This window comes from Amycolatopsis sp. lyj-346 (genome assembly GCF_046548975.1).
Taxonomy (GTDB): Bacteria; Actinomycetota; Actinomycetes; order Mycobacteriales; family Pseudonocardiaceae; genus Amycolatopsis.
This window is the reverse complement of sequence record NZ_JAJPWT010000008.1, coordinates 179111-194900: the sequence shown is the minus strand read 5'-3', so window position 1 is coordinate 194900 and position 15790 is coordinate 179111. Positions and strand designations below refer to the sequence as shown.

The 15790-nt window shown below is 71.8% G+C and carries 1 protein-coding gene; it reads right to left on the bottom strand.

The genetic code is table 11. From position 1 onward, the window contains the following. Positions 1–5: 5 nt before the first annotated feature. The gene (locus ACLJQE_RS24435; RefSeq protein WP_410641655.1) at positions 6–15758 is read right to left on the bottom strand and encodes a type I polyketide synthase; all 15753 of its coding nucleotides are present in this window, start codon (positions 15756–15758) and stop codon (positions 6–8) included. Positions 15759–15790: the final 32 nt, after the last annotated feature.

Below are 15790 nucleotides of genomic sequence, written 5' to 3'. Positions count from 1 at the left end.
CGTCGTCATGAGATGTTGTCGCCCAACGCCATCTGGATCAGGTCGTCGGCGTCCATTTCGTCGATCAGGTCACCTTCGCCGCCTTCGGCCGCGACGTCGGCCCTGTCGGGCAAATCCGCCAGTTTCAGCAGGATGTCCAGCACGCCGGCGGAGCGGAACTTGGCCAGCGGGATCGTGGCCAGCGCGCCCCGGATGGTCTTTTCCGTCACGGCGTCGCCCGTTTCCCCCGCGTCGGGGAACAGCTTGGTCCGCAGGAACCCGGACAGGGCCTTGGGTGTCGGGTGGTCGAACACGAGCGCACCCGGGAGCCGCAGGCCGGTCGCGGTGGCGAGGTCGTTGCGCAGTTCGATCGCGGTGACGGAGTCGAAGCCGAGCTCGCGGAACACCCGCCCCGGCCGCACGGCGGTCGCCGCGCCGAGCTGGAGCACCGTCGCGGCCCGCTCGCACACCAGCTCGAGCAGCAGCTGTTCCTGTTCGGCGGGCGGCAGCGGGCCCAGCCGGCGGATCAACGCGGTCGCCACCTCGCCGTCGCCGGCCTTCGCTGCGCCGTCGCCGTCGGCGAGTGCTTCCCGCACTTCCGGCAGGTCCCCGAGGAACGGGCTCGGCCGCAGCATGGTGAACGCCCTGGCGAACTGCGGCCACTGGACGTCGACCAGCACGACCGAGTGCTCGTCGTGGTCGATCGCCTGCTGCAGGGCCACCACGGCGAGCTCGGGCGCCATCGCGGGCAGCCCGAGGCGCCGCAGCTGCGCGCCGACGTCGCCGTCGGACATGCCGCCGTCCGCCCAGGAACCCCACGCGACCGACGTCGCCGTCAGCCCCCTCGCCCGCCGTCCGGCCGCGAGGGCGTCCAAGGCCGCGTTCGCCGCGGCGTAGGCCGGCTGCCGGGCACTGCCCCACACCCCCGCGATCGAGGAGAAGAGGACGAAGGCGTCGACCGAGCCGCCGAGCAGCTCGTCGAGGTGGATCGCACCGGCGACCTTGCCCGCGACGACGTCGCAGAACTCGCCTTCGCCGAGCTCCGACAACGCAGTCGTGGCGGTGACACCGGCCGTGTGCACCACCGCCTTCACCGGGTTGCCGTCCGCGGCCAGCTCCTCGACGAGACGTTCCACCTGAGCACGATCGGCGAAGTCGCACGCGACGACGCGCACGTCCGCGCCGTCCGCGCCGAGTTCGGCCCGCAGCTCGGCGGCGCCGGGAGCGGAGGCACCGCTGCGGCTGGCCAGCACGAGGTTCCGCGCGCCCTGCCGCACCAGCCACCGCGCGACGTGCGCGCCGAGCGCGCCGGTGCCACCGGTGATCAGCACGGTGCCTTCGGGCGTCCACCGGCGCGCCGGTGCGCCCCTCCGGGGAGCGCGGGCCAGCCGGCGCCCGAACGCCCCTTCCGGCCGCACCGAGACCTGGTCTTCGCCGCTGTCGCCCGCGAGAACGGCGCACAGCCGGTCGATCGCCCGCTCGTCGAGGTCGCCGTCCGGCAGGTCGACAAGGCCACCCCAGGTGCTGGGCCGTTCCAGCGCGATGGTCCGGCCGACGCCCCACACCTGCGCGGGCCCGCAACCGGCGGCCACCGCGTCCCGCTCACCCCGGGTGACGCACCACAGCGGCGCGCCGATCCCGACGTCGTCGAGCGCCTGAGCCAGGCTCAACGTCGCCGTCACGCCCAGCGGAACCGCTTCGCACAGCGGGTGCGGGCGGGTGTCGAGCCCGAGCAACGACAGCACCCCGGCGAGCTCGTCCCCGGCGACCACGTCACGAAGGTGCGCGGCGATCGCCGGGCGGTCCCCGGCGACCTCGATCGTCCGCACGTTCGCGCCGTGTGCCGCCAGACCGCGTACGCAGCCGTCCACGGTTTCGTGGTCCGGCAGACCGGCCGGCACCACCACGAGCCAGGTTCCGTCGAGGTCCGGCTTCGCCTCCTCGGCGAGTGGTGCCCACTCCACCCGATAACGCCACGAGTCCACTGTGGATTGCCCTTGGCTGGTGCGGTGCCACGAGGTCAGCGCCGGCAGCGCCGCCCGCAGCGTCTCCGCTTCCGCTGCGTCCAGCCCGCCGGTGAGCGAGTCGAGGTCCTGGTGGGCAACGGCGTTCCAGAACCGGGTGTCGACGGATTCCGGCCGCGGCGGGGCGGATTCCAGCCAGTAGCGCTCGTGCTGGAAGGCGTAGGTCGGCAGGTCGACGTGCCTGCCGTGGCCGAGGGTTTTCCAGTCCGGGCTGACGCCGTGGGTGTGGGCGTGCGCCAGCGCGGTGAGGAACTGAGTGGCCTCGTCGCGGTCACGTCGCAACGTCCCCAACGCGACCGCGTCACTGCCGGCGGCGTCGAAGGTGTCATTGAGCGCCATCGTCAGCACCGGGTGCGGGCTCATCTCCAGGAACACCGTGTGTCCCTGAGCCAGCAACGCCTCCGTCGCATTGTGGAACAGCACCGGGTTGCGGAGGTTGCGGTACCAGTAACCGGCGTCCAGTTCAGTCGTTTCGAGGAGGTCCCCGGTGAGCGTCGAGTAGAACGGCACCGCCCCGGCCTGGGGGCTGATCCCCGCCAGCACGGTGTCGAGCTCCTTCTCCAACTCCTCCACCTGCGGAGAATGCGACGCGTAGTCCACCGCGACCCGCTTGGCACGCACCTCTCGCTCGTCACACCACGCCAGGATCTTCTCCACCCCGGCCGGATCCGCCGACACCACCACCGACCCGGGACCATTCACCGCCGCCACCCCGGCCCAGTCCGGGAGCTCACCGGCCGGCAACGCGACCGACACCATTCCCCCGCCACCGGCCAGCGCGCGGATCGCCAACGACCGCAACGCAACCACCTTGGCGCCGTCCTCGAGGGACAACGCACCCGCGACGCACGCGGCGGCGATCTCGCCCTGGGAGTGCCCCACCACCGCGGCCGGCTGCACACCACACGACTGCCAGAGCCGGGCCAAGGAGACCATCACCGCCCACAAGGCCGGCTGCACCACATCAACCCGCGCCAACATCTCCGGGTCCGTGAGCACCTCGGTCAGAGACCACGGCACCCACTTCGACAACGCCCGCTCACACTCGGCCATCGCCGCCGCAAACACGGCGGAGGACTCGAGCAACCCCGTCGCCATGCCGACCCACTGCGCACCCTGACCCGGGAACACGAACACCGGACGCACCGACTGCGACGCAGTCCCCCGCACCACACCCGGCACCGCCCGGTCGTCACGGATCGCCTCCAGCCCAGCCCGAATCCCGTCCCGATCCCCGGCGACAATCGCCGCCCGGAATTCGAACCGCGAACGGCCGGTCGCCAGCGAGTACGCCACATCGTGGAGATCCGCACTGTCCACGTAGGACAAGAGCTTCTCGGCCTGCCCGGCGAGGGCCGCCTCGGTCTTGCCCGAGAGCACCCACGGCAGCCCCGAACCGACCGGCGACGCCCCCGCGGCACGCGGGCTCACCGGCGGCGCCTGCTCGAGGATGACGTGCGCGTTGGTGCCACTGATCCCGAACGACGACACCCCAGCCCGCCGAGGCCGGCCGGTCTCGGGCCACTCCCGCTGCTCAGTCAGCAGCTCAACCGCACCGGACTCCCAATCGATGTGCGACGACGGCTGATCAACATGCAACGTCCGCGGCAGCACACCATGACGAATGGCCTGCACCATCTTGATAATCCCCGCGACCCCCGCCGCCGCCTGCGTATGCCCGATATTCGACTTGATCGAACCCAGCCACAACGGACGCTCCCGCCCCTGCCCATAAGTCGCCAGCAACGCCTGCGCCTCGATCGGATCACCCAGGCGGGTCCCCGTGCCATGCGCTTCCACCGCGTCGACCTCGTCAGCCGACAACCGGGCACTCGCCAACGCAGCACGGATCACCCGCTGCTGCGAGGGCCCGTTCGGTGCCGTCAGGCCGTTGGACGCACCGTCCTGGTTGATCGCCGAACCCCGCACCACCGCCAGGATCGGATGTCCGAGCCGCCGGGCGTCGGACAGCCGCTCCACCAGCAGCATGCCGACACCCTCGCCCCACCCCGTACCGTCGGCCGACTCAGCAAAGGACTTACTACGCCCGTCACCAGCCAACCCACGTTGACGGCTGAACTCCGCGAACGTCCCCGGGGTGGCCATCACCGTGACCCCACCGGCCAGGGCCATCGTCGCTTCGCCCTGACGCAACGCCTGGATAGCCCAGTGCAGTGCCACCAACGACGACGAACACGCCGTATCCACCGTCACCGCCGGACCTTCCAACCCCAGCGTGTATGCCACCCGGCCCGAAAGGACGCTGCCGGAGTTCCCGACACCGAGGAACGCCTCCACCCCGTCAGGCACCGACACCAGCGACGTCGCGTAATCGTGGTACATCAGACCGGCGAACACCCCGGTCCGGCTACCGCGCAACGTCCCGGGATCGATACCGGCGGATTCGATCGCCTCCCACGCCGTTTCGAGCAGTAGCCGTTGCTGGGGGTCCATCGCCAGCGCCTCACGCGGGCTGATCCCGAAGAAGCCGGGATCAAAATCCCCGGCCTGGTAGAGGAAACCGCCCTCCAGCGTCAGAGAACGACCCTCATCGTCACCGTCGGTGCTGTAGAGACGTTCCACGTCCCAGCCACGATCGGTCGGGAAGCCGGAAATTCCGTCCCCGCCCGAGTGCACCAGGTCCCAGAGCTGATCCGGGGTATCGACCCCGCCGGGGTAACGGCAGCTCATGCCCACGATCGCGATCGGTTCGTCCACCACCGACGACACCACCGCCGCGACCGCGGCGGACGTACTGGGCGCGAGTTCCTCGATCAGGAACTCGGCCAGAACATGCGGAGTCGGGTAGTCGAACACCAACGTCGCCGGCAACCGCAACCCCGTCACCGTGCCCAGCCGATTCCGCAGCTCCACCGCAGTCAAGGAGTCAAACCCCAGCTCCGTGAACGGACGCGTCAACCCCACCGACTCCGGCGAAGCATGCCCCAGCACCAACGCCACCTGCACACGAACCAAATCCGTCGCCCAGGCAGTCCGCTCCTCCGCCGACAGGTTCCGCACCCGAGCCAGCAGAGTGGCATCAGCCTGCGCAGCCCGCCGCACCGGCGCACGAACCAACCCACGCAACACCGGCGGAATCTCTTCGGTAGCAGCACGCTCCCGCCAGCGAGACACATCCAGCCCCATCGGAACCACCAACGCCCGCCCCGAACCGAGCGCGCGATCGAACAGCTCCGCACCCGCCGCTGCACCAAGCGGCGGCAGCCCGGCGGCGATCATCCGCGCCGGCTGCTGACTACCGGCGAGCATGCCGACTTCGGCCCACGGCCCCCACGCCAGCGACAGACCCGGCAGTCCCCGACTCCGCCGGTACTGGATCAGTCCATCCAGGTACGCGTTCGCCGCCGCGTAGTTGCCCTGCCCGGCCGACCCCAAGATCCCGGCCGCCGAGGAGCACACCGCAAACAGCGACAGCTCCAGGTCCTGGGTCAACTCGTGCAGATACCACGCCGCATCCGCCTTCGGACCCCACACCGTCCGCATCCGCTCCGGCGTCAACGACGTAATCACCCCGTCATCAAGAACACCCGCCGTGTGCACGACACCGGTCAACGGATACTCCGACCCGATACCGTCGATCACCCCAGCCAACGCGTCCCGATCGGTGACATCACAAGCCACCGCCTCAACAACGGCCCCGAACTCGGCCATCTCCGACACCAGCGAACCCACACCCGCACCGTCAGCACCCCGGCGGGACGCCCACACCACACGCTGGATCCCGTGCCGGGTCACCAAGTGCCGCACCAGCACCCCACCGACACCACCGCCACCGGTCACCAGCACCGTGCCCGACAGCTCGACATCAGCCTCGACGGCGGACACCCGAGTCAGACGAGGAATCCAAGCCTGGTCCTCACGCACCGCGACCTGCGGCTCACCACCAACAAATGCCTCCACCGAAGCAGTGTCGGAGTCGATCAGCACGATCCGACCCGGATTCTCCGACTGCGCCGCCCGAACCAAACCCCACACCGACGCACCCGCCAAGTCGGACACACCCCGGCCGTCGCCGATGTCGACCGCACCCCGGGTCAGCACCACCAGGACTTCCTCGGCCGAGCTGGACCGCAGCCACTGCTGCAGCTCACCCAGCACCCACACCGCGCACTCCCCCGCGGCGTCGGCCGTGTCCAGAACCGTGTGCACCACCGCGCCGGTCGAGGCAGGCCCCGGGCTCCAAGTCACCGTGAACAGATCGTCGTGACGGCCGAGCACCGAGGCCTGCGCCGGAGCAGCAGGCTCCCGCAACACCAAGGACTCGATCCGGGCGACCGACGCACCCGTGGTGTCGCTCAGCAGCAACCGTGTCCCACTGGTGGTGGCGGTGAGCTGCACCCGCACGACCGTGGCGCCGGCCGCGGCCAAGGACACTCCCGACCACGCAAACGGCAACCCACCAGGCACTCCGGGCACAAACCTGATCGCGTGCAGGGCAGCGTCGAGCAACGCCGGGTGGATCCCGAACCGGTCGTCGCGGGCCTGCTCGGGCAGCGCCACCTCGGCGAACACGTCCTGCCCGGCACGCCACACCGACCGCACACCCCGGAACACCGGCCCATAATCCAAACCGGCGGACGCCAGATCGTCGTACAACGTGGACACGTCCACCACTTCCGCACCCGACGGCGGCCACTCCGCCAACCCGCCACCACCAGCGACGCTCGCGGGCGTGAGGGTGGCGGTGGCGTGCTCGATCCACGGCGTGTCGTCGTGGTCGGCGGGGCGGGAGTAGACCGTCGCCTGACGGTGCCCGTCCGGCCCGGCCGGGCCGGTGACCACCTGCAACGCCAAGAGCACACCTGAGTCCAGCTGCAACGGCGCCCGCAAGGTCAGCTCGTCGATCACCGGGGTGTCGACCCGTTCGCCGGCGTGCAGCACCAGCTCCACGAACGCGGTGCCCGGCAGCAGCGCTACGCCGGAGACCACGTGCTCGGCCAGCCACGGGTGACTCTCCAGGGAAAGCCGACCGGTGAACACGAACGAATCCGAGCCGGCAACCCGGAGGCCGGCGTTCAAGAGCGGGTGGTCGCCGGGCAGCAACCCCAGACCCGCGGCATCGATCTGCTCCAGAGCCGTCATGTCAGGCCAGTACCGCTCGTGCTGGAAGGCGTAAGTGGGCAGCTCCACTCGCGACCCACCCGCCACGAACGGCACCCAATCCACTTCGGCGCCTCGCACGTAGACGCCCGCCAGCGCGGTGATCAGCGTCCGGACCTCGTCACGGTCCTTGCGCAGCCCCGGAAGGAACACCGCCTCGGACGCGGTATCCGCGCCCATCGCCGACAACGTCCCGCCCGGCCCCAACTCCAGATACGTCCGAACACCCAACTCGGCCAGAGTGCTTACCGCATCACCGAACCGGACGGTCCGACGAACCTGCTCAACCCAGTACCCGGGCTCGGAGAGTTCGGCGAGCCGCCCGGTCACCGTCGACACAATCGGCAGAGTCGACTCCCCGAACTCCACGCCCTCCAGGACCTGCCGGAACTCCGCCAGCATCGGATCCATCAACACCGAATGGAACGCATGACTGACCCGCAACATCGTCGTCTTCACACCAGCCGCGGCGAACCGCGCCGCCACCGATTCCACCTCGGCCTGCGCCCCGGAAATCACCACCGAGGTCGGCCCGTTGACCGCCGCCACCTCGACACCCGCCGCGGCAACCTCGGCTTCGGATGCCTGAATCGACGCCATCGCCCCACCGGCAGGCAACGCCTGCATCAGCCGACCGCGTGCCGCCACGACCCGAGCCGCATCCGCCAACGACCACACACCAGCCACATGAGCCGCAGCCAACTCACCAATCGAATGCCCAGCCAAGTAATCCGCGCTGACACCCCACGAAGAAACCAACCGATACAGCGCAACCTCGACCGCGAACAACCCGGCCTGGGCATAAACAGTCTGGTCCAGCAGCGCGCCATCGCCGAACACCACATCCCGCACACCACGATCGAGATGCCGATCCAGCTCCGCACACACCTCATCGAAAGCCTCGGCGAACACCGGGCACGCCTCATACAGCTCCCGGCCCATCCCCACCCGCTGGGAACCCTGACCCGAGAACAGCACCCCGAGCCCGCCGGGCACCACCGAGCCCGAAGCAACCTCGGCATCACCCAGCAGCACCGCGCGGTGATCAAAGACCGACCGGCCCGTCACCAAGGAATACCCGACATCCACAGCCGAATGGGAGCCGACGAAGGAACGCAGCCGCTCGACCTGCGCCGCCAACGCCGCCTCACTCCGGGCGGACACCACCCACGGCACCACCGGCGAAACCACTGCGGGGGGCGGGGTTTCCGCCACCACCGGCGCCTGCTCCAAGATCACATGCGCATTGGTGCCACTGATCCCGAACGAAGACACCCCAGCCCGCCGCGGCCGCCCGGTCTCCGGCCACTCCCGCTGCTCGGTCAGCAACTCCACCGCACCAGCCGACCAGTCCACATGAGACGAAGGAGCGTCCACGTGCAAGGTCTGCGGCAGGACGCCGTGGCGCATGGCCTGCACCATCTTGATCACACCGGCCACACCCGCGGCGGACTGCGTGTGCCCGATGTTCGACTTGATCGAGCCGAGCCACAGCGGCCGCACCCGGTCCTGGCCGTAGGTCGCCAGCAACGCCTGAGCCTCAATGGGGTCACCGAGAGTGGTCCCGGTGCCGTGCGCCTCAACCGCGTCGACCTGATCGGCCGACAACCGCGCACTCGCCAACGCCGCCCGGATGACCCGCTGCTGCGAAGGACCATTCGGCGCCGTCAACCCATTCGACGCACCATCCTGGTTCACCGCCGAACCCCGCACCACCGCCAAAACCGGGTGCCCCAACCGCTGAGCGTCGGACAGCCGCTCCATGAGCAGCACCCCGACACCTTCACCCCAGCCGGTGCCGTCCGCGGCCTCGGCGAACGGCTTGCACCGGCCGTCCGGAGCCAGCCCGCCCTGCCGGCTGAACTCGACGAAGATCCCGAGGTCGGCCATCACCGTCACCCCGCCGGCCAGTGCCATGGTGCACTCACCGGAACGCAGCGCCTGGCACGCGAGGTGCAACGCCACCAGCGAAGACGAACACGCCGTGTCCACCGACATGGTGGGGCCCTCGAGGCCGAAGGTGTAGGCCACCCGCCCGGCCACCACGCTCCCGGCCGTCCCGGTGAGCACCTGGCCCTCATAACCGGCCGAGGTGCTCTGCAGCGCCGACGCGTACCCCGAGGACGACGTCCCCGCGAAGACGCCGATCGGTTCGCCGCGCACCGACGCGGGGGTGATGCCCGCCTGCTCGAAGACCTCCCACGACGTCTCCAGCAGCAGCCGCTGCTGGGGGTCCATCGCCGACGCCTCGCGCGGGGAGATCCCGAAGAAACCGGCGTCGAATTCGGGCGCGTCGAAGAGGAAACCGCCCTCGTCGGCGATGGTCACCTCGGTCCGGCGCAGCACCCGGTCCGCCGGGAATCCGGTGATGCCGTCACCACCGGATTCGACCAGGCGCCACAGCTCGGCCGGGGAGTGCACGCCGCCGGGGTAGCGGCAGCTCATCGAGACGATCGCGATGGGGTCGTCGTCGGGAACCGGACCCCGGTTCGCCGTCGTGAGCTGCTTGCGGCGGCCGACGACCTCGGCGAGCAGGTGGCCGGCCAGCGCTGCGGGGGTCGGGTGGTCGAAGACCAGCGACGCCGGGAGCCGGAGCCCGGTCGCGGTGCCAAGGCGGTTGCGCAGCTCGACCGAGGTCAGGGAGTCGAACCCGAGGTCCTTGAACGCCCGGTCCGGGCTCACCGCGTCGGGGGACGTGTGCCCGAGCACGATCGCGGCCTGGGTTCGCACCACCTCGACCACGGTCGCGACGCGGTTGTCCTCCGGGAGGGCGAGCAGCCGCTGCGCGAGGGTCGACCCCGTCGCGTCGGCGGAGCGCGCCACCCGGCGGTTCGACTTCCGGACGAGGCCACGCAGGATGCCCGGCACCTCGGCGCGGCCACGCAGCGCGGCCAGGTCCAGCACGACCGGCGCCAGGACCGCGTCGTCGTGCCGGAGCGCCGCGTCGAACAGCTCGACGCCGTCCGCCGCGGTGAGCGGGACGAACCCGCTGCCCCGCACCCGCCGGCCGCCGGCCGGGTCGAGCATTCCGCCGCTCAGCCCCCACGGGCCCCACGCCAGCGCGGTCGCCGGCAGGCCGCGGGCGTGCCGCAGCCGGGCGAGCGCGTCGAGGAACGAGTTCGCGGCCGCGTAGTTCCCCTGCCCCGGCGCGCCGAGGACGCCCGACGTCGACGAGAACAGCACGAACGCCGACAGCTCGAGGTCCTGGGTGAGCTCGTGGAGGTACCACGCCGCGTCGGCCTTCGGCCGCAGCACGGCAGCCACCCGGTCGGGCGTCAGCGAAGGCACGGCACCGTCGTCGAGGACCCCGGCCAGGTGCACCACCGCGGTCAGCGGGTGCCGCGGCGGGATCGCGGCGATGAGCTCGGCCAGCGCGTCCCGGTCGGTCACGTCGCAGGGCACGAACCGCACGCCCTCGCCGAGTTCCGCCGTCGGGCCGCTGCGGCCGGCGACGATGACGTTGCGGGCCCCGTGCAGCTCGGTCAGGTGCTTGACCAGGACGGCGCCGATCGAGCCCGTCCCCCCGGTCACGAGGATCGTTCCGGCCGGATCGAGCGGCGCCGGCACGGTGAGCACCACCTTGCCGACGTGCTTGGCCTGGCTGAGGAAGCGGAACGCCTCCGGCGCCCGGCGCACGTCCCAGGTGCTGACCGGCAACGGTCGCAACGCGCCGCTTTCGAACAGGGCCAGCACTTCCGCCAGCATCCGGCCGATGCGCTCCGGCCCGGCCTCGATCACGTCGAAGGCCCGGTACCGGACCCCTTCGTGCGCGGCCGCGACCACGTCGGCGTCACGGATGTCCGCCTTGCCCATCTCGACGAACCGGCCGCCGCGAGGCAGCATCCGCAGCGACGCGTCGACGAAGGGCCCGGCGAGCGAGTCCAGGACGACGTCGACACCCCGGCCACCGGTCGCGGCGAGGAACCGCTCTTCGAATTCGAGGGTCCGCGACGAGGCGATCCGGTCGTCCGCGAGACCGGACGCGCGAAGCGTGTCCCACTTGCCGGTGCTCGCGGTCCCGAACACGTCGGCCCCGAGGTGGCGGGCCAGCTGGGTGGCCGCCATACCGACCCCGCCGGCGGCGGCGTGGATGAGGATCGACTCCCCCGGCCGCAGGTCCGCGAGGTCGACCAGGGCGTGGTAGGCGGTCAGGAACACGATCGGGACCGACGCGGCCCGGGCGTACGACCAGCCATCCGGGATGGCGGCGAGCATGCGGCGGTCGGCGACGGCCGTCGGGCCGAACGCGTCGGCCAGCAGGCCCAGCACCCGGTCGCCGGGCGCGAGGTCGGTGACGTCCGAGCCGACTTCGGTGACGACACCGGCGCCCTCGATGCCCATCGACGCCTGGCCCGGGTACAGGTTCAGCGCGATCAGGACGTCCCGGAAGTTCAGCCCGGCGGCGCGGACGGCCACGCGGACCTCACCGGCGGCCAGCGGCGCGGGTTCGGGCGCGGCGAGCAGGCGCAGGTCGTCCAGCGCGCCCTGCTTCGTGCTCCCCAGCCGCCAGGTTCCACCGGACGGCGGGGCCGGGAACCCGCCCGCGCCTGCCGGGGCGAGCCGGGGTGCCCGCGAGCTGCCGGCGCGCCGGGTGAGCTGCGGTTCACCGGTGGCGAGGGCCGCCCGCACCGACGACTCGGTGACCTCGTCGGTGTCGAGCAGGACGAACCGGCCCGGGTTCTCGGTCTGCGCCGAGCGCAGCAGTCCCCAGGCGGCCGCGGTGGCCGGGTCGTCGGCGCCGTCGGTGGTCACGACGACCAGCGCCGACTCGGCGAAGCGCTCGTCGGCGAGCCAGCCCTGGGCCAGGTCGAGGGCCTCGCGCACGCAGGCGTGGGCCGCGTCGGCCGGCTGGTCACCGCGGTTCTGCCCGGCGCAGCGGACCAGGACCGCGTCCGGGGTGCTCATGCCGTCGTCGATGGCACGGCCGAGCGCGGCGAAATCGGCGAAGGCCGGGCCCGGCAGGCCGAAGTCGTCGGCGCCGCACACGGCGAGGCGCACGGAGGCTTCGGCCGGAGACGGCTCCACGACGTCCCAGGAAACCGTGTACAGCGAGTCCGTGACCGGGGCGGTCGTCGCTGCCGTGTGCTCCGCCTCGATCCGGCGCAGCACCAGGGAACCGATGGTCCCGACGAGCGCCCCGGCGCCGTCGGCGAGCACCAGCGACACGGTGTTCGGCGAGGTCGGCGCGATCTTCACCCGGAGCGTCGACGCTCCGGTCGCGTAGAGCGCGGCCCGCTCCCAGGTGAACGGCAGCCACGCGCCGGCGCCGGCGTCATCGCCCGGCTCGCCGAGCACCCCGCCGAGGCCGAGCGCGTGCAGGCAGGCGTCCAGCAGCGCGGGGTGCACGCCGAACCCGGCGACCTCCGGCTCCGGCACCGCGACCTCGGCGAAGAGCTCGTCCCCGCGGCGCCAGGCCGCCTGCAGGCCCCGGAACACCGGCCCGTAGCCGAACCCGCGTGCGGTCAGGTCGTCATAAAGGCCGCCGACGTCGATCGCGGTCGCGTCCGGCGGCGGCCAGACTTCGGCTTCGCTGCGCGCCGGCGTCCCGGCGGGCGCCGCGGTCAGCACACCGGTGGCGTGCTGCGTCCACGGCGCATTTTCGTCCTGGCGCGAATACATCGTGAGCGCGCGGCCGCCGGTTTCGCCGGGCGCGCTCACTTCCACCTGCAGCTGCACCCCGCCCTGCGCGGGCACCACGAGCGGGGTGTGCAGGGTCAGCTCGTCGACCACCTCCATGCCGGTGTAGGCACCGACGTGCAGGGCCAGCTCGACGAACACGGTGCCCGGGAGGAGCACCGAACCGTGGACGACGTGGTCGGCCAGCCACGGCTGCCGCTCCACGGAAAGCCGGCTGGTGAAGAGGAACTCGTCGGTTCGCGCCAGCCCGACCGCGGCGGCGAGCAGGGGGTGGCCGCCCGCGGCGAGGCCGAAGTCGGCCGCTTCGCCGGCGGGCAGGCTGCGGTGGTCCGGCCAGAAGCGGGACCGCTGGAAGGCGTAGGTGGGCAGCTCGACCCGGTGGCAGCCCGCGTAGAACTTCGCCCAGCCGACGGGGACGCCCTGGGTGTGGACCTCGGCCAGCGCGGCCACGACGGTGCCGGGTTCCGCCCGGTCCTTGCGCAGCGCGGGCACGAACACGCCGTCCGGCGCGGTGCCGGCGGCCATCGCGGCGAGCACCCCGCCGGGCCCGAGCTCCAGGTACGTGCGGACACCGCGGTCGTGCAGGCACCGGATCCCGTCGGCGAACCGGACCGCTTCCCGCACGTGCCGCACCCAGTGGTCCGGGTCGCACAGGTCTTCGGCGGTCGCGAGCTCACCGGTCAGGTTCGTCACGATCGGCAGTTCGGGCGCGCGGAACTCCACGGTGTCCAGCACGGCCCGGAAGTCGGCGAGCATGCCGTCCAGCCGTGGTGAATGGAAGGCGTGGCTCACCCGCAGCCGTTTGGTCTTGCGTCCCTGGGCTTCGAACCGCGCGGCGATGGCCGTCACGTCGTCTTCGTCGCCGGAGACCACGACCGCCGACGGGCCGTTGACCGCCGCGATCGACACGCGGCCGGTGAGCAGCGGGGTGACCTCGGCCTCGGTGGCCTGGAGGGAGACCATGGCTCCGCCGGCGGGCAGCGCCTGCATCAGCGCGCCGCGGGCGGCGACCACCCGGGCGGCGTCCGCCAGCGACAGCACCCCGGCGACGTGCGCGGCGGCGAGTTCGCCGACGGAATGTCCCAGCAGGTAGTCCGGACGCACCCCCCAGGAGGCGAACAAGCGGAACAGCGCGACCTCGACCGCGAACAGGCTCGCCTGGGTGTAGCCGGTCTGGTCGAGCAGCTCGTCTTCGCCGAAGACCACCTCGCGCACCGGGCGGTCCAGGTGCCGGTCCAGCTCCGCGCAGACCTCGTCGAAGGCCTGGGCGAACACCGGGAACGTCTCGTGCAGCTCGCGGCCCATCCCGGCCAGCTGCGACCCCTGACCGGAGAACAGGACCGCGAGCGGCGCGTCGTCGGCGGCCGTGCCGCGCACCACGTTCCCGGCGGGCCGGTCTTCGGCGAGCGCGGCCAGTCCCTCGAGCAGCGTCCTCCGGTCGTCACCGACGACGACCGCCCGGTGTTCGTGTGCCGCGCGGGTCGTGGCCAGGGAGAACCCCACGTCGGCGAGGTCGGCGGTGGATCCGGCCAGCCGGGACAGCAGGCCGGCGGCTTGCGCGGCCAGCGCGCGTGGCGACTTCGCCGAGAGGACCCACGGGAGCACGGTGGGATCGGCCGTGCACTCCCCGGCGGCTTCCGCGGCCGGCGGCGCCTGCTCCAGGATGGCGTGCACGTTCGTGCCGCTCATCCCGAACGACGAGATCCCGGCCCGCCGGGGCGTCCCGGACACCGGCCAGGGCTTCGCTTCGCTCAGCAGCGACACCGCGCCGGACGCCCAGTCCACGTGGGACGTCGGCTCGCTGGCGTGCAGGGTCTTCGGCAGCACGCCGTGCCGCATGGCCATGACCATCTTGATCACGCCGGCCACCCCGGCGGCGGCCTGCGTGTGACCGACGTTCGACTTCAGCGAAGTCAGCCACAGCGGCCGGTCGGCCGGCCGGCCTTGACCGTAGGTCGCGAGCAGGGAGCGCGCCTCGATGGGGTCGCCCAGCGTCGTCCCGGTGCCGTGCGCCTCGACGACGTCGACCTCGCCCGCGGTCAGCCCCGCGTTCGCCAGTGCCTGCCGGATGACCCGCTGCTGTGACTGTCCATTGGGGACGGTCAGGCCGCTGCTGGCGCCGTCGTGGTTCATCGCGCTGCCACGGACCACGGCCAGGACGTCGTGGCCGTGGCGCCGGGCGTCGGACAGCCGCTCGAGGACGAGCACGCCGATGCCCTCGCCCCAGCCGGTCCCGTCGGCGGCTTCGGCGAACGCCTTGCAGCGCCCGTCGGCGGCCAGGCCGCCCTGCTTGCCGAACTCGAAGAACGCGCCGGGCGTGGCCATCAACGCCACGCCACCGGCCAGTGCGAGCGAGCATTCGTTCTGCCGCAACGCCTGGCCGGCCCAGTGCAGGGCGACCAGCGACGACGAACAGGCGGTGTCGACGGTCGCCGCCGGCCCGGCCAGGCCGAGTGAGTGGGCGATCCGGCCGGAGAGCACGCTCGCCGAGCTCCCGGTGGCCAGGTACCCGCCGAGCGACTCGGTTTCCCCGCTCAGGAGCGAGAGGTAGTCCTGCGCGTTCGACCCGATGAACACGCCGGTGGTGCTGCCGTGCAGGGTCTCCGGGTTGATCCCCGACCGTTCCAGCGCCTCCCAGGACACTTCCAGCAGCAGCCGCTGCTGGGGGTCCATGGCCAGCGCCTCACGCGGGGAGATGCCGAAGAACCCGGCGTCGAACCCGGCGACGTCGTCGAGGAAGCCACCCTGTGGCAGGGACTCGGGCGACGCCGTCCAGCCACGGTCGCCGGGAAAGCCCGAGATCGCGTCGACGCCGTCCGCCACCAGCTGCCACAGGTCTTCCGGCGACCGGACCCCGCCCGGGTAGCGGCAGCTCATGCCGACGATCGCGAGGGGTTCCTGCTCGTCCGACTCGAACTCGCTCAGCCGCTGCTTCGCCTGGCGCAGTTCGCCGGTCATCCACTTCAGGTGGTCGAGCAGTTTCTCTTCACTGGACATCGGAACAGCACCGCCCCTTGAGTCGCGTGTCC

Coding starts and splice junctions, on each gene's coding strand:
- ACLJQE_RS24435 (WP_410641655.1), bottom strand. CDS start 15,758: ATGTCCAGTGAAGAGAAACTGCTCGACCACCTGAAGTGGATGACCGGC.